This is a genomic window from Nocardiopsis sinuspersici (assembly GCF_001998325.1).
Lineage (GTDB): Bacteria > Actinomycetota > Actinomycetes > Streptosporangiales > Streptosporangiaceae > Nocardiopsis > Nocardiopsis sinuspersici.
In genome coordinates, this window is record NZ_MCOK01000002.1 from 10613 (window position 1) to 33728 (window position 23116).

The following is a 23116-nucleotide window of genomic DNA, read 5'->3' on the forward strand; positions in this document are numbered from 1 at the left end:
TCCTTTCTAACCGGCTCACTGCTCTGCCTCCTGCAATTCCACTCGGGCTCGGAGTTCTTCGCCATGGCGAGTGATACCCCCGACCTCACCGTAGATCCTTATTACGTCCCGGTCTACATACAGGGCCGGCACCCGGGCCACGGCATTGCTGAGGGCCCGGCGATCGTGAGAGGGGCATACCAGGTCCACAGCCCCGAACTTCGCGATGATTTCCTGATACACCGCCTCCCAACCGGGTTCTGTCACATCCAGGCGAGGAAGGTGCTCGTCATGGGCGGACTCTACGAGAAGCCTGTCCAGGACCATGGGTCTGTCCATGCTGAGGAACGGCTGGTACTGCCGCAAGTGGTGGTTGCGGGCCTGTTCACCACGGGGCCAGAGCACACTAAATGCCTGATCCGCCGTCAGGGAGCGACCACCGAGGTCCAGTTTTCCGGACCCGACCGCGTAGGCGATGACCCGGGCATCGACTTCGAAGCCGAGACGCTGTTGCAGCCCGTCCCATACCTCCACCAGGCTCAGGGCGGTCGCGTCGAGGTCAGCTCCGCTCCCGGGCCGTAGGAGACGGGTGGATAGGGATGCCACTGCACTGTGCCTGGGTGGTCCGTCCAACTCAGCCCAGGCGCCTCGAAGGCGTTCCAGAGCCCGGTCAGAGTCGGTAGCAGAGTGCGCCTGACGGAGTTCGGCCATGGCTGCGGACGCCGGACCGGATGGCTCTTCTTCAACGACGTGCTTCAGGAGTCGGGTGAGCGTGGAATCGACGTATTCGTACTCGTTGGGTTGGAGGGCGGCTTCAACAAGGGACCAGAACCGTCGCGGATCCTCGCTATAGAAGCGGACCAGACTCTCCATGATGCCCAGGCCACCGACCGAGGTCTCGCTGATCCAGATCGTGTCGGGGTTGTCGGGGCGGCCTCCTTCCACCACGTCGACGATGACGTCATTGTCCTGAGCGTCTGGGCAGGCACGGAGGACAGCGTCGAGGACAGCGGAAGCGAGGGTGTCACGGTAGGCACGCCGAGCCAGGTTAGCGGTCCGTTCGGCGACGTCGTCCGCAACGAGAAGTTGTCCGGCCCGGTCCAGGGCAGCGGCCACGGCCGGTGCTCGGCTCAGGTCCGTGAGCGTCTCGATGAGCCTATCGGTGGCTGCTGAACCTTGAGGGGAGACGGGGGCATCCTCCCGGTAGAGCACTTTGAGAATCTCCGCGAGCCGACTTCGCCAGGAGCCGTCTGCAAGAAAGGCCCGGGTCTGTTCGGGTGTTCGTGTCCCGTCAAGCCCTTCCAGGGAAAATGCAGTGATGTAGATGAGGGCCAACCATCCCCGCTGGAATGTATTGGTCGCCTCAGAGAGTTCTATGTCCTCCGCGACGGCGCGGAAGAACGCTTTCGAGCGCCATTGCGATGATGCAAGATAACTCCGGACCGAGGCGTCGGAGAGATCGAGTGGAGCAACCCGCACGCTCATGCCGTCGACACCGAGGCTGAAACCGAGTGCGGCGGGCGCATGATTGTAGCTGTAACGAATGGTACGGCGCTCGGGCCCGTGCTGCCCCTGTCGGCTGATCTCGCAGTCAGCCCCGTAGGTCATCCGGCGGACTTCGATGGGGTTTCCGGCAGCGTGGGTAGCGAAGCTGAGTGAGTGGATGCGATTGCGCCATGGGGAAGGGTCAGGAACGTCTGCCTCACTGGGCGGATTATCGCTGGTGATCTCCGTTCCCCAGAGCGGGCGTCCCTGGGAGCGGTCGTTGATCTCCGTCGGTGGAGCTTGCAGTGCGATGCGGAAGGGCCGGAAGACCTCCATGTTCTCCGGCACAGCGTCCGGATCCACGTTGTGGGGACACCATCGGCCTTGCCCGGCGGCCTCGGGCACCACGTCTTTCAGTTCCAAGATGTCGTTATCGCCCTCGGGAACCGGCAACCAGGTGCGGTGTTCGTCCCGCTGGTAGCCGTACCGTCGGCTCACACGCCCAGGAACCGCTTCTCGTAGGGCCTTGGCCACGGGCATGGTCTCTGGTTCCGAACCGGAGTCGAACGGGAGGTCGAACTGAACCTCAGGGACGTTAAGGGGAGCAAATAGTGTCCGGGTCACAAACTCCGGAAGGACAGCTTTGCTGTTCGCGCCGGGGTCGTTCCGTAGCGGGGTCCACTCACTCTCCAACCTGCGCAGAGCTGTAGGGGCGACCCCCAGCATCAGGGAGCGTGGTTGCTCCCAGAGGAGTACCTGTACTTCGTCGGTGCTTACCTGGAGGGCCTTTTCCAGGTGTCGGGCCAGGCTGTCGCGGAGCCTACCCTCTCGCTCCAACAACTCACGGATCACCGAAGCAAGGTGGCTGCTCGCTTCTTTCCGTTTCGGGAGGTTCCTGCCGCTGGGTTCGGTCAGCAGGATGCGGGGGTCGTCCCACCGACTCCCCTGCACCCGGAGGCATTGTCCCAGCCAATCCAGAAAGGCCTGAGCGGCCTGAATCTTCAACACGTACCTATTGCCGACCGGCAGGCTCCTGGCTGGGACCTCAGGGGCAAATAGGGTTTCATATCCTTGGTAAGCGAGTCGGTCACGGCCGAAATCCGACAGGGTGATCACGGTGACGGGACGAGAGCCCCTTCGGCGTCCAGCCCGCCCCCGACGCTGGATGAAAGCGGCATCGTCGTAGGGTGCCTTGTGTTGGAGGACCAAACCGACACGGGGATCATTGAAACCGACTTCCAAGGAGGCAGTCGCTACGGTGAGGTCGCTCTCTGGCCGTACGCCCGCGTCCTGGGATGAAGTGCGGCCGATCATCAGAGCCTGGGACCGTAGACCACTGTCGAGGTAGTGACCGATCTTGTCCATCAGGTCCCACGACTGCCCGTCCCTGTAGCGGTTCCTGTTCTGGGGTAGGTCGGGTGATCGCAGACTGGCCAGTACAGCCTTGCGTCCGGCCCGGCCGGAGCGGGACTGCCCGCCTTCTGCGTCGCGCAGATCATCGTAGAAACGGTTGGTGACGTCGAGGTCGTCGGTGAAGAGGAAGCCGGTGTTGCCGAACAGCGACTCCGCCACCGGGCCGTTCCCCTTCGGGTCGAGGAAACGACCGAAGAGCATCGCGGTTTGGATCGATGCGGACAGAAGACTGGTCCCCGACACCGGGTCGCCGCGGAGCGCCAGTGCGTACTCCCGACTCTCTTCCTCCAAGCAATCCGGGGTCGGTTCGATGTGGTCGATGCTGGTTAGCGGAAGGCCCGTCAACTGACTGAAGAACCTCCCGGCGTCCTTCAAGGTCGCGCTCAGCCCGACAAAGGTAACCGGTGATCTAACCGCATACCTCCATCGGCGTAGCAGGAGGGCCGCCTGGGCGCCCTGCGGCCCCGAGTAAGTATGGACCTCATCGAGTAGTACCAGTGACGGATTCTGCCGACCAGTCCACCCCAGGAGACCGCTGAGGTAAGGGTTGGCGCTGTGGCGGTTAAGCATCTCCGTCGTTGTGAACAGCAGGTCCGGCGGGCTCTCTCGCATAGACTTACGGGTGAGCGCGAGTCGCCCCTCGGGGATCTGCGCGGCACACTCCAGGCAGATGAGCCGTTCCACGCCGCGACTGCGGTCCCGGTCAAACCAGAGCAACTCCCCTGTGTCGCATTGCGGGCAGGTGAGATAGGGGCAGACGTCCCCTTCCCGCTCCCGACGCCAGTGCTTGTTGTTTTTGCGCTCAAGTTCCTTCGCGTCATTGAGCGTATTTCCGTAGAGGGCAGCGATCCGTAGTGGGCGAGGAAAAGCGCTCTCGGTGTCCCACGCTGTGGAGACAGCTTCTCGCAATTGGTCGCGTAGCAATTCAATCCGCGGGTACAGGGCCAAGGTGTGCACCCCGCGGTTGTGGTTCCGGGATGCCATCGCAGCAAGGGCGGGAAGGTAGAAGGCGAGCGTCTTGCCACTTCCTGTTCCCGCGCCCACGATCACACCGTGGTTCTTGCCGCGGGACAACGAACCGAAGATGGAACGCGTGGCCTCCACCTGGAACCGAGAGAGCTCCCGGGCCCCAATCTGCTGGACAGCAACCCTAGTGGACCGCTCTCCCCAACCGGGGAGTTCGGAAAAGGTTCGTAGTGCCTCCTCGGCGGGTATGTCCCGCTTCGGGTATTTTCGTGGAACCGCATGAAGGCGGTAGTCGGCGATGAGCCGTTTGCCACTGTGCCACCAGTCCTGTGGCGGGTCCTCCCCGAACCGCCACGTCGGGAACAGTTGTCGAAGTCCGATGGTGAGCCTCAAGGTCTCGGCGAATCTACTCCGGTACCGCGCGGGCGAACTTCCGGGCTCCTTGAACAGGAGGGCCTGTTTCAGGAGGACTCTGAGGACGTCCTCAGCTGATGTGTCCTCTGGTGGCACTGGGTACGTGTCCAGAGTGGTGTCGATCGTCTCCAGGACCTCTTTCTCGGCCAAGGCACTGTCGGTCAACCCCCAGGAGAGCAGGGGAAGTTCGAGGTCCTCGAGGTCGTTCAGTAGTTGCCCGAAAAACCGCAGGTCGTTCCCCACTACACCCTCTTCCTACCCAGTGTGATGTGGCCGTCCCAGGACCATGAGCGCAACAAAGCGATGTCCTCGTCCGTCAGGTCACGCAAGGTCATGCCCCCAGAGTTAATCCGCTGCACCAGGGTGCTGAGTTCCTCAGGCGCGTCTTTGGCCTCGCGCAGTTCCTCGCTAAGTCGGTTGTACTCCGCGGTGAACGTCAAGACGTCGGATTTCGAGACCTCACGTGCGGCTGTACGCCGGAGATCTTCGAAGGTCCTCTGAGCATCACCTTGCCGATCGAGGGCGAGCATGGGGATCCGTTCCACGGGAAGGCCCTCCAGTTGCTTGGCGGTCCAATTACGCCAGGCCTCCTGAATTCGGGTCGCATGCTCCTCGGCCGTCTTCTTCGCCTTCCCACGCGCGCTGACGAACGCCGGATTACTCGGGATACCGACCATGGCGTTCCGTTTCAGGTTGGCCAACCCAGTATCGACTCCCGCCAGACCGAACTCGACGGAGGTGTGCTTCCTGAGTTCCTCGGCCACATGGAGTTGCCTCCTAATGTTACCGAGTTCCGCCCGGATCTCAGTCACCCGGGTGACAACCCGTTTGGCTTCCTCGGCGCCTTGGGTGCTCGCCTCCAGTCGTCGAACTTCGCCCTGCAGTGTAAGGGCCTTACCGAGTACGGAGTTCGCTTCGGTCACTGTTCCTGCTCACCTTCGTGATTGGCTAGGGCATCCCATTCAGCCAACAGTTTCTGTACCTCGCTCACCGCCGAGTCACCTTCCGCGTCATGGCGCATGGCGGCCTGATCCAATGCCTCGTTTAGCCATTGGTCGCTGATGGTTAGGAACTGGTGGATGGTGTGAAGGGAGTTCCCGTGGTCGCGTACCACAGCCATCACTCGCAGACGGTCTCGTTTCTCCCCATCCGAAGTTTCCGCTTTGGCAAGTTCGTCCTCAAGTGTGCTGACGGTTCGCCAATCGGCTTCCTTCGCGTCCGAGATGATCGCCTGAAGTTGCTTCCGCGTATCGTGTGATAGACCCAGGCCAACCTTGCCTGCTTCTTCCAGTGCTTTACTAACAGTCTGCACGGTCTCGCTCCCGGAGGTACCATGCGGCAGCATTCGTCGCACGTCCTCCACCAGGCTGCGCAGTTTGTGCGACTGGTCCTTGACTAGATTTGCCCAACCAGAAAGCCCCTGGACTGACTCCTTCGCCCAACTGGGAACCTCCTCCGGCTCCCATGCCCACACCGACGAGGCTTCTAGAAGGAGGGGGAGTGCGCGGGCGGTATCGATCAATCGGACCTCGCCGGTTCCCTGCCCGACACCGAGGCTCGAACGCAGTGTGTCGACGAGTTCCTCGCGTCCTTTCAGATGGCCTCCAAGGATCTGGCCCCACGAAGAAGTACGTACGGAGCCATCACCGCGAGTCCAGCCCTGACCATCGTCCAGAACCGCGGAGAGGAGTTCAGCCTCATCCATACCAGGCCAGGCTCGCCCGGCCAGTGCCGCACCCAGAAGGGACGCACGCAAGCCGAGCACGAGGTCCGCGTCGGTGGTCTGCCGGTGGCGCTGAAGCTTCTCGGTCAACTTGCCCGAGTACCTCTCCGCGGTCCGGGCCAGCCGCCGAACATCCTCCGCACGCGGGTGTCCCTTGCTTTCCTTGAGTTGCAGCAAACTTTGGAAGAACAGGCTATTGGATGCAGTTCGTGCGAATCGGATGGGCGCGGATTCCGTACCGGGCAGGTTCTCTGCTCCCGCTCCCTCGATCGATACAGTGGTGGAAAAGTTTGGCCACGCCTTACCGATGGCGCCTTTGGACAGTGTCCTCATGGGCGGTGCTTGCCAGGAGTAACGTCGGATCACCGACTCGGCCACTATCGTCCGGATGTCACGGGCGACTGTTGCGGGAAGCGGCCGGTCTAGGGTCTGCCAATCCTCCACTTCTCCGAGCCTCTTCCTCAGTGCGTTGGGAAGACCGTCCTCTTGGGGAGGCTGGGAGGGGGTCGGCGCCGAAGAAGGGGCGTCGGTTTTCCGCAACTTTGGCCGCGTGGATCGTTCACCTTCCGGGAGTGGGCGGAGTGAGAACGCCGCGAGGATTCCTGGAGAGATGAGGTGGGGGTCGCTGGGAGCGTCCCCCCAGAATTCCAAGATAGTCTTTCGGCGCTCGGGCTCCAGATTGTCGAGACGTTCAATCTCTTCCTCTGCCAAACTAGAGAGAGGGGCATCGAGGGAGCCGGCGCTATTCCGATGAAAGCGTTCTTTAAACCTGTCACTGGGGAAGGTTCCTTCACCAATCTCCGTAGCGTGGTCCGTCAACAGAGGACGAACAACACTACCGAGAACGGTCCGGGGAACGAAGGCCCATGGCTGTTTCTCTGGTGCAACAGAGTGCACAGTCCGCATCAGTGACGACCTGTTGAGTGGGTAGAGCCCTTGCCCCTCTGCCGTCGCGCCGAACTCTTCATGGCATCGGTCCTTAAAAACGCATGTGTCGCATTTGTTGGGAACGTTCCCCGGCCCCAGTCGCTCTAGTTCCTCACGTCCGATGCGCGCTGCGTTGAGATAGCGACCGACGAAAGAGGAGATGGGTTCGATACCGTTGTTTTCCTCGCTAAATGTGACGTCGAGGTCGTACACATAACCCGTGGTCGCCGCAGAGACCCGACTCATCGCGGTCTCAGGGAGTTCCCGGAAGTAACCGGTGGTCACCGCCATCAGAGTACGGATGGGAGCAAAGCGCAGACCCCCCTCGCGGTGGGCGGCCTCGGTGATGGCGTCCAAGAGTTCGCGCTGCACACCCTGAATAAGGGCGAAGTCTTCGACGAGGAGGATGATCTCCTTTCCCTGACGGGCATAGGCCTTCCTCACCTGCAGCATGGCCTCGTGCAAGAGCCCCGAGCCCAGATGAGAGGCGTCCCGGACTGCAGTCTCTAGGTGCTGATTCAGGAGGTCAACGGCGACCGTCTGTAGTTCTGGTTTCGTCAGTATGTGTTTGAGGATCTTGTGGGAGGCTGCAGCCGTCTTGTCGATGTCCTTGAAGGTCAGAGGGAGGTCATCGACTGTAAAACCGGGAGGGCGCTCCTGTGAGGCCTCCTTACGGTCGTTCAGCAACTGCTGTGCCAGCAGGGGGATGAACTTTCCATTGCTCAGCATGTGTTCTTGGATATGGGGGTCCTGCAAGATCGTCGCTAGACCTCTGGGGCCAGTTAGCATACGAGCCGCCCCCGAAGCATCCTTGCTCGTGGTGACGGCGAGGGCCTCGTTGAGGGCATTGACAAGACGGCGGGCCAGCGTCGTCTCGTCCGTCCCTTCACTGAAAGAGTGAATGGTGTTTCGGAGGTTGTTTAGGGACTCGTCCTCGATCCCCTGGAGGAGTGCCTCAATGACTGCCTTGAGGCTTGTCCGAGCTTTCTCCAAGTAGATCACCTGGCGTTTGTCCGAGGCGGGAATCTTCTCCCTTACCCAGCGCACGAGGTGTGACTTCCCCGACCCAGAGTCGCCAACCACCGGCATGAGGAGAGTGCCGGTGTCGGGCCTGCGGGTCAGGAAGTCCTCGAGAACCATCCCTTCGTCGACTACGGTGTCTGTTGGGGTGAGCGACCTTCCTTGGATACGCGACCGCCGGATGCGGAGCGGAGTGTGCGTGGCGAGGAAAACAGCCGGTGAGGGGGCGACAGCCTCGGTGTTGATGGTGGTCGCGGCGTCTTCTGGAGTCCAGCACAGTTCCTTGCTGAATTCAGCCATCGAGGTCCTCCAGAACACTGATCGAGTTGTAGGGAACTGGGTGTGTTGCTTCTGGATCGTGGACGCTCAGGGAGTAACGGGCGTCGGCGTTACGTTCGAGTCTGATCCAGTCTTCGTCCTCACCTCGCAAGAGCGCGAACGACAGTGCCGGGCCAGCGGTGTGCTTACCGGGTGATGGAAGACCGAGGGCGAGCGCATAGGCACCGCCCGGTAGTACGGGGAGGGCCTCGCGCAGCACGGCCAGCACCTCCACGGCGCTGACCGTCTCCCCCGCTTTCCATGAGGCTTGGACAACCTGCTTGACCGCGGTGGTGCAGTCGGGGACCAGCCGAGATTCCTGCAACGTCGAGGGCGCCGTAAGCCCGAGGGCGGTAGACCACGGAGAGAACCGCGTCCACCGGGTGTCGTTCACGACTGCGTGTCCAGCCTCGGGCCTGATCGGGTTTCTAGCCATCAGGGCCTGCGCTTCTCCCCAGTTTGGTGCTATGTGGTGTGGGTCGTAGGAGAGGAACCAGGCCAGGGCGCGGGTGAGGTCCCGTGGTCCGGTCTGGCTGTCGTTGTCACCAATACCGGTGTTGCGGTCAGGGTGGAGCACGGCGTCACGGAGGACAGCATTAAATCTCTTCGGATCGTTACCGTCCAGTTTCTGAGCTACCTCGGACAGTCCCAGCCGGTCATCCTCGGTCCGAGTCACCAGACCGAACTCCTCTAGGTTGCCGACGGCGTTGTCAAACGCCTTGCCATCGCCTCGAACAGAAGGAGGGTTCACGAACGCTTTGGCGCGGGCGAAACTGATCGGCCGTTTGTGCGCGATGAGGAAACGCATGACCGTCCACATGGGGATCGGTAGGGAGTCATGGACATTGAGCAGGGACACTTACAGAGCCTCCCAGGCGGTCTGGACCGTGATGCTGGCAGTGTGGATGTCGATTAAGGGGGTCCCGGGTCTGTCCGGGTGTTCGAGTTGGTGCAAATGGAGGAGGTAGAGGATGTCCGAGCTTTCGAAGCGTGAACGGAGTCGATCGTCCATAACGAGGTTCTCGGAACCGAGCACCCAGATCACAGGAAGCGGGTGGGTGTCCATCAGATCCCCGTCACTGTCGTGTATCACTGGGTGAGGGAGAACGTCCTCCTGGATCTCACGTACTTCCTCCGCATCCATTCCAGGGCCGCCAACGACCGTGACACCTCTACGGAACAGTTGCCTCAGCAGGTCTGGAACGACATCTTTACGTTCGCGCTCCGTCCCCCAGGAGATGCTGAGGCACGTCTGCCTCGGCTCACGGAAGCTTGCGAGGGGGTCGGAACTGCCGGGCCAGACCGCCACTCCCGGGGTCGGCTGCCAACCCGTGGAGTAGAACGTCCCGGAATCGCCTTCTGGAAGCCCTCCCCGACGGCAGTTCGGGCAACCCCGGCACGTCGGTGACGTCCTCAGCCCGTCCACGGTGTAGTAGTCCGCGAGTACGTCCCCGATGCACCGGTCTCCGCGTAGAGCGGAGCGCAACCGGTCAAGGGCCGCCTTCTGGCTACCGAGGATTTTACTCCGTGTCGCGTTGATCCGCTCCTCGAAGTAGGCAAAGCCGTTCGTTCGGCCATCCGTAAGGAGGACGTCGACCCTTGAGTTGACGGTCTCGTAGAAGGCCTGCAGTTGCTCCCGCCAGGTGCTTTCCGACTCGTCCGGTTCGCGCCGTGGTGCTTCTGGTGAGGACATTTCAATCAACCGTGCCCTGGCCATAAGGTTGAGTGTGTTGGTGTTCCACCGCTGATTCCACTCGTAACCGGAGCCAAGGTAGTGCGGGACCTCGTCGAGTTTGAGGTGGTACATGTTTCCGTCGTCCTGACCGACTCTGTTTTGGAACATGCCCTGCCAACGCTTCCAAGCCGTCTCAGCAGTGAGAATCGCCTGCGCGTTCAACCCCTCAGCGGTGTGGATGTCACTGGGAACGGTGGCCAGATAGGCGAGGGACGGGCTACCGTTCCGCCCTCCACGGCCGACTTCCTGGTAGTAGCGGTCGACTGTCTCCGGCATGCACGCATGTACGACCGTCTTGACGTCGGGCAGGTCGACGCCGAGGCCGAAGGCTGACGTGCCAACGATGACGTCGAACCGTGTCGCCCCGTCCGCAGAACCCCCTCCCCAACCCTCGACCGCGGTACGTCGTTCCTCATCGGGAGAATGCCCGGTCACCTCACCCACACGCGTCAGGCCCTCGTCACGGAGCAGGTCCGCCCATTTCCGAGCGCTCTCGACCTTGGACACGTAAAGGGCCATCGGCCGTGGCAGCAGGGTCACGGCCTTCAGCACCGCCTCCGTGCGAGACTCCTCATTCGGGAACGTATCGATGTAGTAGCTCGGCTCGCTCCGAATCTGAGAGGCCCAGACGATCTCCACCGGACCGGGATCGCCGAACAGGCCGCGCAGTGTCTCCACTTGGTGCTCGGTGAGGGTAGCGCTCATGGCGACCGTTCGTGGCGCATGTCCCTCGGGTGCGTTGCGCAGCCAGGCTCGGCGTTGGCTGGCGATCGTCTGGAACGCAGGCCGGAACTGGTTGCCCCACTGCTCGACGAGGTGCGCCTCATCGATGACGAAGTAGTGGAGGAGGCCGTCCTCTGCCGCTTTCGCCAAGGGTTCCTTCAAGCTGGCGGCGATGGCCTCGGGGGAGGTGATCAGTACCTTCTGGCGGCCCGACCGGGTGTCCTCCCGCAACTGCTCCTTGACGTCTGCGGGCAGATTACCGGTGTAGGCGTAGTGACCACTTGGTGAGCCGCGTCCCTGCGATTCGATGATTTTCCGGATCCGCCGCTCCATGTCGATCGCGAGCACGACGGTCGGTACGACGATGACGGAGACACCGTTCCTACGCCCCCTGAGCAGTGCGGCGGCGAGCGCCACATTGGTCTTGCCGTGGCCGGTAGGCAGACACACAATGGTCGTGCTGCCAGAGGGAGCCAGTGCGACTGTCCGCGCCGCTTGGCGCTGCCCGACGGACAGGTAATGGTCGTAGCCGGGCCCGAACATCTCACCCCAGTAGGGGTCATTTGCGCAGTCGCTGAGGCTGCGCCGCTGGTTGGAGTCGTGGCCGAGGAGGACCTGTCGCATGTCCTCTTCTGCGGCTTCGTGGGCGGGTCCCTCTGGAGCGGATGGATACCAGGGCTTGGCACCCAACACTGTGAGTCCACCGTCAGAAGTGGGGATGACCTGGCAGAGGCCCTGTTCCCACTGCTCGGCGGTGGGCAGTCCCAGACCGTTCGGCACCGTCAGCGGGGACCGGTTCCCTTGAGCATCGGCCTCCAGCAGGATCTGGCGTATGAGGGCAACGATGTCCCGCCACCCTGTGGCCCCGTCGCGTAGGCCAAGTAGGGCGTCCCCCAAACGGCGAGCAGTACCCGTAGCTTCAGGGATAGGAGAGACCGCAGGCCACTCGCTGAAGAGTCGGTTCGCCTCACTCCATCCGTCAAGCATCACGTCGCACCCTTTCCAAGCCACTGCGAACGATGCACGTCGCGGCTACCACACGGACAACAGGATGGAAGAGCCCTTCGATAAGCAAGTCTGTAACGTTGACGTCCAGGAATGAGTTCTCGGCGTCGCCTACCAGGTGGCCTGCTGCTTGGCGGGCCTGTGCCTGTGCTTTGGACACAGCGATGCGCCGTCGAGCTTCTTCCTGTGCTTGTGCACACTTCTGATCCAGATCGGTGGCTTCCGACAACCGTTCTCGGGACACCTGTTGGGCAGATTCAGCTGCCTTGCGATAAGTGTTCCATCCGCCGAACACCTGGAGCAGTTCAGCGGTGCGCGTGAAGTTGTAGTTCTGATCCCCGGGCTGTCGCTGGGACGGCTGCTTCGTATACGGCCGGTTGAGCCACCTGTACGGCTGAGGTGCGGTGATGGGAGTGATGCTGCCGGCCTGGACCCAGACCTTGAGCATGAACGGTGGGAAGATGCGGTCCGCTTGGCGCCGCAGCGCGTTCTCGGCTTCGGGTCGGTCCGTGACAAGGGCCAAGGCATCCTCGATATTCGCCTCCACCAGGTAGTCGAAGCCAAAGTAGGGGACTGGCTCCTCTCCCTCTTTCATGCTGCGGTCAATCCGGCGGAAGGCGGCGGCCTGACCTCGGTCATCAATGGCGATAGCGGAGGAGAGCACGTCTACCAGGGGGTTTCCACGGCGAAAGAGCCGTGTTCCCGGAGCCTTGAGGACGGCGGAGCGGTTGAATCCCGCCCTGGTGGAGTCGGAAGTGAGGTGTTCTGTACCCTTGGCCCAGAGCCTCGGATCGACCAGCGGTCGGGCATTCGCGATATCGAAGACCTCTACTGCACACCCCTTGACCTGACGGTCGTAGTGGCGGAGTTTGATGCCTCCCATCCCCGAGGTGTAGTTCAGCATCACCTCACGGGTTTCCTTCCATCGCGCCTCGAACTCGCCAAGTGCCTGAGCGATGTCGTGATCCTCGATGGTCGCCATGTGGATGGACTCGAGCATGTCCATCTTGTCGATCTCTCCGCGCGCGGTATCCAAGTCCGTACGTACTTGGTCCGCACTCGTTGTCAGCCCCGCAGGACCGTCCTCTAGACCGCTTTCCCAGGTACGAGTGATGCCTTGGGCGATCGCATCCTGGAGAGCCGACACGGATTCGGAGAAGATCCGGTACCCCTTCTCCAAGAGATCAGCCCAGGAGTCGAGGAACGACTCCTCCGTGTTGACACCCCTGATCCGGTATTGGCGGGCGGGCTTGTCCTGTTCCAAGGATTCGGCGCCGCGATAGCGGTCGACGCGCCCGAGGCGCTGTTCGAACTGGTTAGGGGACCAGGGGGAACGTACGTGGATGACCGCGTCAGCGGCCTGGAGGTTGAGGCCGTCCTCTCCTGAGTCGTCCACGATGAGCACTGCTTTGCCGCCGTTGCCCTCACCGGGAGACAGCCATGTGGAGACGGCTGCCTCCAACACCTCCGGAGGGAGGCGTCGGGTGTGTTCGCCGATGTTGGCCTTGGCAAAGCGGCTTTGCATCCGCGCTGCCAGGTCGGCCGCAAGAGTGCCCGCACCGCAGAAGACCACGGTCCTCTTGCTGTTACGGAGGACGGGTAGCATCGCGCCCACAAGGGCGTTGAGAGCGGTCTTGCATTCCTCGTCACCGGTGGTGCGCTCCTCCAGTTCTCTTAGGATGGCCCCTTCGACGGGGAGAACAGGCGGAGCGGCGAGGGCTGCCCGCTCCTTGGTGTCAAGACCAGCAGCCTCCGCACTCTCAATGTCGCCGTGAAGACGCCAGCGCAGCGCGTTCAGGAGGTCATTGCCCACAGCGCCGCCACGAGCCACCAGAATGGCCAGGGCACGAGCGTATTCGGGTTTGCGCTCCTCCTGGCCAGTATCCAGAAGGTGGTCCCAGACTCGGCTTTGCCACTCGAACAGAGCTTCCTCGATGGCGGCGTGCGAGGTCGATTCGAGGAGAAGCGGTTCAGGAGAGCGGCGTCCTCGTACTTCGTAGGGCATCAGGCCGGAGTCGGGATCGTCCCTTAGGACCTTGTCGCGTCGGTGCCGGATAACGCGGCGGTGGAGACGGTAGACCTCGCTGATGTGCCCGCGCAACGCCTCGACCCGGGAAACTAGTTCGGAGTGCTCAGCATCGACCCTGAGCTCGTCCTCCTCATCGAGAAGTTCCAGGATTTGGGCGCTCAACCACTCGAACTGGTGATCTTCCTTCGGTAGTTGGTCACGGACCTCTTCGATTGAGGAGGGCAGCAGGTAGGTGTAATCCGCATCAAGCCCGTACACACTGTCGGCCAACCGGGCGCGCAGTTTGTACCGGTGTTCGAAAGATTCCCGATCGGTCCAGCGGTACAGAGTGGGATCGAGCAGGTGCAACAGACCAAGGTGAGTCGTGTAGTGCGACGTGACAGGGGTAGCCGACAGCAGGAGGACACGCGGCGTGGAGTGGGCTAGTGCGCACAGTTCCCGATAGGGCGTCTCCTCCGGCCCTTGCACCTGGACCAGTCGGTGGGCTTCGTCGACGACGACGAGATCGCAGCCATGGTGCCTCTCCCACCGCTCGGGACTCTCGTGGGCCGAGACTCGGACCCGTGCTTTGGGAAAGTCATCGATGAAGAACTTCTCCGTCAGTTCACGGATCCACTGGTGGCGCAAGACGTCGGGGGCCAGGATGGTGATCTTCGCTTCGGGGTCATCGATGAGGACCTGCCTGATAACGAACCCTGCCTCGATGGTCTTGCCGAGTCCCACTTCGTCGGCGAGTAGGTAACGCTGGACGGGGTCTGAGAGCACGGTCAGCGCTGCGTGCACCTGATGCGGGTACAACTCGACCGCGGAGGACAGGAAAGAGAAGATGCTGGCGCTGGCAGCCCGTTGGCCGATCAAGTCATGCAGCATGCCCATCCGTGCATCGCGGTAAGCAGACTCGCTGCCACCGCTGGTGAGCACCGTGACGGGGGCCTGGACTGGTCGGTCCCATCGCACATGCAACTCTGGTTCGGGAATCGGAAAATCGTACTCGGTGTTAGGGAACCGGACGAAGTACTCATCGCCCTGTTTGTCCCTGACCCGCCCTGCCAGCCATACCCCAGTGTCAGGGTTACGCCTGTAGACGCGAGTCTCGGCTTCGAGGCGGACATGTTTACACCGGGCAACTTCGACCCACACAGAGTGAGCGACTGGCTCAGCAACCGATTCGAAAAAGTCGACACGCACATGTTGGGCATCGAAACTCCCAACGCGGCCAACCCCGGGGCTCCCTGGGTAGGTAACCATGTGCCCGACATCAAGGTGGGATGACATCATGAACCACTGACTCCACTTTGAACGAGGATAGTGCCGACCTTGAACGGGCTCTCTTGCAGAGAATAAAGGAGCGGGCAGACCCAGTGCCGGCAGGGGGTATTTTACATATAAGTCTGCTTCGCTTCCACCGAACTCCAACGGAGCTTGGCTACCCACTGGGATCTAGTATTGAATTTACTGCTCACGAAATCCCTTCATGGGGTTTACTAATTTATTTCCAACATCCCATTGACACGGAGGATTTTTGAATAAAAATCCAAGGAAGTTCTTTGGTGACCGGAAATTCATTACTCCCGACGCCTTGGGGTGAAGGAGGTGCCTCACATGACCAATCATGCGGCCTCGGAGGCGTATGGGCAAGTGTTGCTGCTGTTTTCAGTGACTCGACGAGGAGTACCCAACGGAGCGTGGCCTTGCGGTGCTCCTTAGTAGCCAGTTGGCGCCGATCTGCACTACCAGTCGTCTGGCCGCCGACACGAGTCGCTCAAAGTAACTCTACTGGGGCCTCTGGGCACTGGCGGCCGTGGGCCCCATCCCCGCCACGCCACCCTTGACCGTGCACCTGCGCAAGGGGCTGACTTCCTTCTGCGGAGCGACTTCGTTCTGAGCCAGGTCGTGTACTGGCAATGATACCTTCCCCGTCTTTAAAAAGTCCGATCTTTCTTGGATTTTTACACCGACGGAACTGAAAAGCGCATATCAATACGAGCGCAAACCAGGGCCGAAATGAACGAAAAACGGAACCACATAAGCCCCGATATGGATGCCCCTCACATATGGGGTGTCCACGGTAGCGACGCCCGAACCTGGCAACTTTTTCTCACTCAATAATCAAACTGCCATGAGATCTTCACCGGGACGGGTGGCGGACATAAAGCGGGCAGAGTAGTACGGGCCGTTGACCGGCTCCACCCGGATGGTCATGCCGGTACGCGGGGCGTTGACCATCTGACCGTCGCCGACGTACATCGTTACGTGGGAGGGCGCAGGACCGCTGCCGGTGTCGTAGAAGAGCAGGTCACCAGGGGCGAGGGCGTCGAGGGTAACCGGCGTGCCGATGTTGACCTGGTCGGTGGTCACGCGCGGGATCGACACCCCGGCGGCCCTCCAGGCCATCATGGTCAGGCCTGAGCAGTCGAAGCCGTTGAGGCCCTCACCACCCCAGATGTAGGGCTTGCCGACCTGCTGGAGGGCCCACTCGGCGGCTCTCCTGCCTCGCTCGCTGCCGGTCCCGGGAACCGTGTGGTTCTGGGATGCAGCGGCGATCTCCTCGTACTCGGCGATGTGGTCCAGGACGTTCTCGACGTAGTCGTCCCAGGGGTTGTAGCGAAGCAGCGCGGCGCAGAGTTGGTCTTGGTCGGTGAAGTCGACCGTGTCGTTGGCGTGGCTGGTGCACAGCTCCACGGCGGTGGCCAGGGTAGCGTCGTAGACGTTGTGCGGGTCCGCCTTTCCGTCATCGTTGCCGTCGACGCCGTGCACGGCCCACCAGGCGGGTAGGAGCTGGATGACGCCGACGGCCGCGTCGTATTCGGTGTCGCCGTCCCAGCGGCCGTTATCGGTGTCGGGGTGCGGGGTCCAGTTGTTGCCGGTCCCGGTGCCGTCGAGGCGGGGCCCGATGACGGGCGGTTCGGTGTCGCCGTTGGCGGCAATGTGGTGTCCGGCCGCGTGGTCGGACTCCTCGCGGCCGATCCCCGCGAGGATCGGCCAGCTCATGCCCGTGCAGTCCGGGTGGCGGCGGGCGAATTCTTCGGCTGCTCTGCGGTAGGCGTCCAGGAGGACTGTGGGGATGCCCGGGACCTGGAGCGCTCGGGAGTTGGCCTCGCGCTCGCGCTCCTCACCACCGATGGCGACGGCGCCGATCATGGGCACCAGGAGGAGTAGGCCGACGGCTGCCCCGAGGGCTACTTTGAACACCGTGGCCCCTGGTCAGGCAAGGTCGATCAGCGGACGGACGGCGCAGGTTGGATCGCCCGCTCGGCGCCAGATGGGACGTGTGGGTCCGCCGGGGCGGGAGAGCTGGTCCAGGGTGGTCACGTGGACCGGCACCCACGCGCCGCCGATCCTGAGGACGCGGCACAGCGAGGTGGGCGTCCCGGTGTGGTGACGACGAACAGGACCGGGGAAGGCAGATTGGTCTCCTCGGCGAGGTCGCGGTACCGGCTGACCTTCGTCTCCACGCGTGAGAGCGGTTCGGTGCCGGTGTCGTACTCCATGAAGGCGTCCAGCGTGGTCCCGTTCTGGTGCCAGCGCAGGTAGCCGTCGGGGCGCACGTGGTGTCCCCAGGTCGTACGGCACCTGGCCTCGAACCACCAGCGCTGGAGGACCGCTCCCTGGGTGGCGCGGGCGCCGGACGCGAAACCCACGTAGGTCTGGGCCAGGCCGGTCACGTGGTCGAGCTGGCTGGAGAGCCTCAGGTCGCGGTGGGTCTGGGCCCGGTAGCCGATCTCCTCCATGGTGGTGCCCCAGCGGTCGGCGAGCGTGTGGGCTCCCTCCTTACCGAGGATCCAGTGGTAGGGAACCCGGGCGTGCGTGTGGGGCGGCAGGAAGCGGTCCGTGAACCCGTCGGCGGCCAGCCTGAGCAGGCGGCGTTGGGCGGCGCGGGAACTGGTTCCGGAGAAGAACAGCTCTCCCAGCTGCGGGGTGGTCAGCACGCGGTGGGTGTGCAGAACATGCAGGATGCGCAGGTCGCGTTCGGTGAGGCTGGTGGTGCCCATCAGCGTGTCTCCCCTCGCTGGCGCGGGTCCTTGGTGCGGTGGGGTGTGGGGCAGAAGCGGCGGGCTGCTCTGCGGACCTGGCGGGCGCGGCCCCGGATCGGGTCGGGCAGCGCCAGCGTGCGCATGGTCGCGGCAGGTAGCTCGGCGACGCCGTGGACGGTGCGCACCGTGGCCTGGTAGGGGCTCAGGTGGGACAGGTCGTAGGCGTTCAGGTGCGGGAGCGTGTGGCGTTCGAGCTTGGCCGCGTCGTCCGGGGAGGCGTTGAAGAACACCTTCGTGCGGCAGTTCGCTGACACCGCGGCGCGCGTCTCGGCGGACAGCTGTCCCAGCTCCTGGTGGGCGATGACCATGGCGGCGTGGTAGCCGCGGGCTTCGGCGAGCATGTCGGCCAGCGAACCCGGCAGCCTGAGGAAGTTGGCGGCTTCGTCCAGGTAGACGGTCGTGTCCGGGCGTCTGCGTTCGGGGACGTTGGCGCGGGCGGTGATGGCGTTCCACGCGGCAGCCAGGGCGACGGTTCCGACGAGGGAGGCGGTGTCCTCCCCCAGGCGTCCCTTGGGCAGGCGCATGAGGACCAGGCCGCCGTGGTCGAGCAGGGCGGGAAGGTCGAGCGTGGAGGCGCCCGAGGCCAGGACGGCGGCGGCCCAGAGGCGGAGCAGGATCGTGCGCAGCTTGTTGAGGACCGGGTCGGTGGCGGCGGCGCGCATCTGCGGGCTCTGCCGCTCGTACCAGTGCCAGAAGTCGCCGAGCGCGCCTTGGAGTTTGGTAGTGGCCAGGAGCCGGGTGCGCCAGGCGTCGTCGAGCAGCAGGCGCGGAAGGTGTCCGATGGTCAGGCCGGGGTCCTTCGCGCGGGCGAGGGTGAGTGTGCTCGCGCGCAGGATGTCGTCGGTGCGCGTCCCCAGGAGGCAGCGTAGATTCGGTGGAAGATGCCGGTGACGGTGTCGGCGGCGTGCTCGGGGGTGCCGAGCTGGAGGATGTTGAGCCGGGGCGGCGGCGCGGAATCGGCCGGGTCGAACACGACCGTCCTGCCCACGGCGCGTTTGGGCAGGCGGTCCAGGACGTCCAGGACGAGGTCGCCGCGCGGTTCGATGACCAGCGCGCTGCGTCCGGCCTCGGCGTCCTGGCAGATCATGTGCGCGAGCAGGGTCGACTTGCCCGAGCCGGTCTTGCCCATGACGTGGGTGTGCTGGCGGGCTTCCTCGATCCCCTGGGCGATGGGGCGGTGTGGTCCGGCGTCGGCCTCGCCGATGACGCGGACGCGGCCCGAGCGGGGCAGGTCGGGGCTGGGCGCGACGCGGCGGGCGCTGGCGCGGGTGAGTCCGGAAACGGCGGCGTCGGTGGGCAGGTGGGCGATCGCGGCGAACTCGTCGGTGGTGAGCAGGTAGCCGCGGGCGAGGTGGCGGCGGCCCGTCCACAGACCGGGGAAGGGCATCCACCGGCGGCTGAGCGCGTTGAGTCCGGAGGTGTAGGCGGCCAGGGTCGCGCTGATGCCGCGCGTACGGGTGCGCAGGCGTCTGCGGGCCTGCTCTCCGGCGTGCTCGGTGGTGGCCAGGCAGCTGATCTGGCAGGCCAGACGGGGTGCGTCGGACTTGTTGAGGATGGCGCGGACGTCGTCGGTGACGCCCGGGTGGACGGGTGTCCGTCTGGTCGTACCGGAGAGGGGCGTGGTGTGGAGGCCGCGCAGGCGTGCAGCGGCGGACCGGGCGCGGGCGGCCCTGGTGGCGTTGGCCGGACGCGCGCAGACGCGTAGGACCGCGTGCTGTCCGGGCGCTAGGTCGGCGAGTTCACCGAAGAGGCCGCGCAACGGGTCGTCGGTGAACTTGGCGCGTAGCGGGTAGTGGTCGCCGCGCGCCATGGTCAGCCAGTGGCCCGCGGTGTGCTCCCCACGTGGAACGGCGGCGGTGGCGGGGCTCAGGCTGGTGGTGGCGCCGGGCCAGTCGGCGGCCACGGCCCGTTCCAGCGCGCGGGCGTTGACGGTGCCCGGAATCCAGATCTGCACGCGGACTCCGGTGGCGGAGGCGACGTACTCCCAGGCCAAGTGCGGTGGCAGGAATCGGTGGGTCCAGCGCGGGCGCAGGAGGCCGAGGGCGTGGGTCCAGAACGCGCGGGCGTGGTCGATGGTGGTCTCCGGCGGCGCGTGGATCTCCAGGATCTTCGCGCCACGCGACAGGTAGGTGTTACGGACGAAGCGCCAGGTGAACACCCACGCGATCCACGCGCTCAGGGTGAGTACGGCCACCACGGCCAGAAACACGACGTTAACGGTGATCATCACTGGTCCTCCTTATCCATGCGGGCGAGTTCGGCGGGGTCGGTGGTGATCAGCCGGTGTTCCTCGGGTGAGGCCAGGGCGCGAAGCACCGCTCGGTGGTGTCCGGATGTCAGCAGCGCGCTGCCGCGTTCGGCGGTGGCGACGATCTGCCGTTCGCCATGGGAGAGGTGGAAGGACTCGCACACGGCGTCGAGGTTCTGCGGTGCCTGGCGGAGCAGGATCTGGGTCGCGGCGTTGGCGGCCACCGCGCGTCCGAGGTCGGTGGCGAGCAGGTCGGCCACGTCCTGGGTGACGAGGGTGAGCCCGGCCCAGTGGCGGCGGGCGTTCTTGGCGAAGTTGAACAGGTATTTGGCGCCGACGGCGTCGCGCAGCAGGGACCAGCCCTCGTCGATGGTGATCAGTCGTGGTTGGCGGTGGGCGGAGTCGCGGACCTGGGACCACAGGGCGTCCAGGGCCATGAGGAGCCCGGTGGTGCGCAGTTCGTCGGGCAGGTGGCGCAGCGAGATGACCGTGAGGTGGCTGGTGAGCGTGGCGGTGCTGAGGCCGTCGAACAGTCCCCGGTGGGAGCCGTCGGTGAAGGGCGCCAGCTTGTCCGCCAGCAGGTGCGCGGTTCCGGCGTGGTCGGCCTCGTCGTCGGTTCCGCGCAGGGTGGCGACGAGGTCGGCCAGGATCGGTGGCGTGCGGTTCCAGGTGGCGGGGCCGCGCGTGATGCCGCGTTCGGCGTAGGTGGCCAGCACCGCCCGGTCCAGGGTGGCGCTCTCGGCGGCGTCCAGGGCCCCGACCATGACCGACACCAGGGTGTGCAGGAACAGGATCCGGGTGGTGAAGGCCTGCTCTCCGGTGTCGGGCAGGTCGAAGGGGTTGAGGCGTCCGTCCGGCAGCCCCAGCCGGACGCGACGGCCGCCCACCGCGTCGGCCAGGGCGGCGTACTCGTCGGTGGGGTCGATGACGCTGGCCCGGACCCCCATGTACAGGGCGCGCAGGAGTTCGAGCTTGGCGAGGTAGAACTTTCCGTTGCCGCTGCGTGCCAGGATGACGATGACCGCGTTGCCGTTGTCCAGGTCGCCGTTGAACCAGTCCCAGGCGACCAGTCCACCGGAGTGGACGTTCTCCCCGTAGACGACCGTGGTCTCCCCCAGGTCGGCGGCCAGGTCGGGTGAGGAGAGCGGCATGAGCGCGGCGACCGCGTCGGTGTCCATGGTTCGGGCGGCCTCCACCGGGTCGGTGCCCAGCGGCAGGGTGGCGATCCATCCGGCCAGGGGCCGGTAGGTGGCCGGGGCCAGGTCGACCAGGATCGAACCGGCCAGCGCGGACAGGCGGCGCACCTCGGCGTCCAACTCCTCGGGTGTGGCGGCGTGGACGGTCAGGTACACGGCGAGCCGGAACAGGCGGGCCTCCCCGCCCGCCACGCGTTCGGCCAGCAGGGCGGCGTCCTCCGCGGCTGCCGCGCGCAGGGGGTCCTCCAGCCCGCCCCGGGCGGCATCGGTGCGCCAGGCCGACTCCAGGCGGGCGCGGCGTCGGCGGAGGCGGTGCGCGGCGAGCTGTCCGGGGACCGGAACGACGTGGACGGCGATGTCGACGTGCCCGGGGTAGGTGAGCAGCGGGTCCGCCCATCCGGCGTGGACGTCGTGTGGGTAGCCGGTGACGATCATGGTCTGGGCCAGGCGGCCGTCCAGGTCCAGGTGACGCGGGTACAGGCGGATCGCGGGTCCGCCCAGGGGCCGTCGGTGGTCCTTGTTCATCGCTCCCCCTTGGTCAGCGGCCGGGTTCCGGAGTCGGGGATGAGGGAGGAGCGCAGAACGCGCTCGGCGGCGGGGCCGTCGCACAGGTGGGCGCGCACGCCGATGGCGGCGAGCTGGGACACGGCGTCCTCGGCGCGCCACAGCAGTGCCTCACCCGCCTCGGGGGCGGGACCGTCACAGGTCAGGACCAGCAGCACCCGGTGGTGGATGGGGCTGTGGCGGTGCTGGAGATCGTCGAGGAAGGCCCCGTGTGCCAGGGCCGCGCGTCGCAGTTTGGGATGGGCGAGCTTGCGGGCGCGGTCGCGTGTGCCGCGTATGTGCGCGTCCAGGTCCATCCGGCGGCGCTGGACGACGATCTGGGCCGGATCGGTCAGGGAATCCAGGAAGGCGGCGAAGCTGGCCAGGATCTGGTCCTGCTCCTGTCCGGAGGCCAGGTGGAAGGGCACGGTGGAGCAGGTCAGGACCACCGCGCACCGCTGTCCCAGGTCGATGGTTCCGTCGTCATGGACCGCTGAGGCGGGCAGGTTCAACGGCGAGAAACGCGGGCCGCGTGCGGTTCTGGGTGCCCACCGTGGCAGGCGGACCCGTGGGGCGGCGGGCGCGCGGTGTTTGGCGTGCAGCAGCCAGAGCACGGACAGCGCGGCGAGGTGGTCCAGTCCGATCCCGTCGCGTCGGCCGAGCGCGAGCACCCAGGACAGGCCGAGCACCACCGCGCTGACCGTGACCGAGGCCCACAGCGGCAGGAAACCCGCCAGCGGTGAGAACAGCGCCCAGGTGATGAGGACGGCGGGCGTGAGTAGGAGCAGCTGGCGGGCGGTGAGGTTCCACAGGACGGGTTCGGGTCGGTCGATGTCAGCGGGGATACGGGCGTGCCAGACAGAGTCCTCGTGATCCATGGGTTCCCCTGTGTGTGGTGGTGGTCAGGTGCGCCACGGGTTCCAGCGCCATCGCCAGCGCGCTCTCCGGCGGTGGGCTCCGGTTGCTCTGCGTCGGAGCGACGGTTGCTCGGACGTGGAGCGCTCACGTTCGGGCGAGGCTGCACTTCCCCGGTGCGGTGTGGGCCATGGGTGGTGCCGTGGTTCGGCCGCGCGTGGTGGGTTCCGTGGCGGGGTGGGGCCTCGGGTGTTCTCGGCCCAGGGCGGTCTCACCGCCGAGGGCGGCGCCGAGGTCCTACGCGGTTGGTGTCGTGGTTCGGTACGGCGTGACTCGCTCGGCTGCGGGGTGCGGTTCTGTGGCTGGGCATTCTGGGGCCGCTGCGCCTGCGCTCCTGGACCTGGTGCCGTGCGCCCTGTGGAGGGGCGGTGGCCGGTCGGTCCTGGTGGAGGAGCGCTGACTCTGCCAGGCGGTGTGTGCGTGGGGCCGCTCCCCCGCTGTGT

Annotated in this window: 12 protein-coding genes; all 12 read right to left on the reverse strand. The window is 64.8% G+C overall.

Annotation, left to right across the window (positions count from 1 at the left end; all coding sequences use genetic code 11):
• Window positions 1-15 precede the first annotated feature (15 nt).
• Window positions 16-4500: a protein DpdJ gene (gene dpdJ, locus NOSIN_RS26460; protein WP_077693795.1), complete on the reverse strand. Its 4485-nt coding sequence runs from the start codon at window positions 4498-4500 to the stop codon at window positions 16-18.
• Window positions 4500-5180 (reverse strand): hypothetical protein, encoded by a 681-nt coding sequence (locus tag NOSIN_RS26465; protein WP_143833088.1) that lies wholly within the window; start codon window positions 5178-5180, stop codon window positions 4500-4502. Before NOSIN_RS26465 ends, dpdJ begins: the two co-directional genes overlap by 1 nt.
• Window positions 5177-8227: a protein DpdH gene (gene dpdH / locus NOSIN_RS26470; protein WP_077693797.1), complete on the reverse strand. Its 3051-nt coding sequence runs from the start codon at window positions 8225-8227 to the stop codon at window positions 5177-5179. Before dpdH ends, NOSIN_RS26465 begins: the two co-directional genes overlap by 4 nt.
• Complete coding sequence (gene dpdG / locus NOSIN_RS26475; RefSeq protein ID WP_077693798.1) at window positions 8220-9104, reverse strand: protein DpdG; 885 nt, start codon at window positions 9102-9104, stop codon at window positions 8220-8222. The genes dpdH and dpdG overlap by 8 nt, the downstream gene beginning before the upstream one ends.
• Complete coding sequence (gene dpdF / locus NOSIN_RS26480; protein ID WP_077693806.1) at window positions 9105-11690, reverse strand: protein DpdF; 2586 nt, start codon at window positions 11688-11690, stop codon at window positions 9105-9107.
• Window positions 11683-15015, reverse strand: a complete 3333-nt coding sequence (gene dpdE, locus NOSIN_RS26485; RefSeq protein ID WP_309232806.1) for a protein DpdE — start codon at window positions 15013-15015, stop codon at window positions 11683-11685. The genes dpdF and dpdE overlap by 8 nt, the downstream gene beginning before the upstream one ends.
• 831 nt (window positions 15016-15846) lie before the next feature.
• Entirely contained in the window at window positions 15847-16929 is a 1083-nt protein-coding gene (locus NOSIN_RS26490; protein ID WP_236743495.1) for a C40 family peptidase, read from the reverse strand.
• 116 nt (window positions 16930-17045) lie between these two features.
• A complete protein-coding gene (locus tag NOSIN_RS26495) occupies window positions 17046-17729 on the reverse strand; it encodes a replication-relaxation family protein (protein ID WP_227015380.1) in 684 nt (227 codons plus the stop codon).
• Window positions 17729-18433, reverse strand: coding sequence for a type IV secretion system DNA-binding domain-containing protein (locus NOSIN_RS27940; protein WP_227015381.1), 705 nt, complete (start codon window positions 18431-18433; stop codon window positions 17729-17731). The genes NOSIN_RS26495 and NOSIN_RS27940 overlap by 1 nt, the downstream gene beginning before the upstream one ends.
• 122 nt (window positions 18434-18555) lie before the next feature.
• Entirely contained in the window at window positions 18556-19998 is a 1443-nt protein-coding gene (locus NOSIN_RS27945) for a type IV secretion system DNA-binding domain-containing protein (RefSeq protein ID WP_227015382.1), read from the reverse strand.
• Entirely contained in the window at window positions 19998-21740 is a 1743-nt protein-coding gene (locus NOSIN_RS26505; RefSeq protein WP_077693800.1) for a VirB4 family type IV secretion system protein, read from the reverse strand. Before NOSIN_RS26505 ends, NOSIN_RS27945 begins: the two co-directional genes overlap by 1 nt.
• The gene (locus tag NOSIN_RS26510) at window positions 21737-22636 is read right to left on the reverse strand and encodes a PrgI family protein (protein WP_077693801.1); all 900 of its coding nucleotides are present in this window, start codon (window positions 22634-22636) and stop codon (window positions 21737-21739) included. Before NOSIN_RS26510 ends, NOSIN_RS26505 begins: the two co-directional genes overlap by 4 nt.
• Window positions 22637-23116: the final 480 nt, after the last annotated feature.

Excerpts from the sequence above, each read along its gene's own strand:
- dpdF (WP_077693806.1), bottom strand. The coding sequence starts at position 11,690 with ATGCTTGACGGATGGAGTGAGGCGAACCGACTCTTCAGCGAGTGGCCT.
- NOSIN_RS26510 (WP_077693801.1), bottom strand. The coding sequence starts at position 22,636 with ATGGATCACGAGGACTCTGTCTGGCACGCCCGTATCCCCGCTGACATC.
- dpdE (WP_309232806.1), bottom strand. The coding sequence starts at position 15,015 with ATGATGTCATCCCACCTTGATGTCGGGCACATGGTTACCTACCCAGGG.
- NOSIN_RS26505 (WP_077693800.1), bottom strand. The coding sequence starts at position 21,740 with ATGAACAAGGACCACCGACGGCCCCTGGGCGGACCCGCGATCCGCCTG.
- dpdH (WP_077693797.1), bottom strand. The coding sequence starts at position 8,227 with ATGGCTGAATTCAGCAAGGAACTGTGCTGGACTCCAGAAGACGCCGCG.
- NOSIN_RS27945 (WP_227015382.1), bottom strand. The coding sequence starts at position 19,998 with ATGATCACCGTTAACGTCGTGTTTCTGGCCGTGGTGGCCGTACTCACC.
- NOSIN_RS27940 (WP_227015381.1), bottom strand. The coding sequence starts at position 18,433 with ATGCGCGCCGCCGCCACCGACCCGGTCCTCAACAAGCTGCGCACGATC.
- NOSIN_RS26495 (WP_227015380.1), bottom strand. The coding sequence starts at position 17,729 with ATGGGCACCACCAGCCTCACCGAACGCGACCTGCGCATCCTGCATGTT.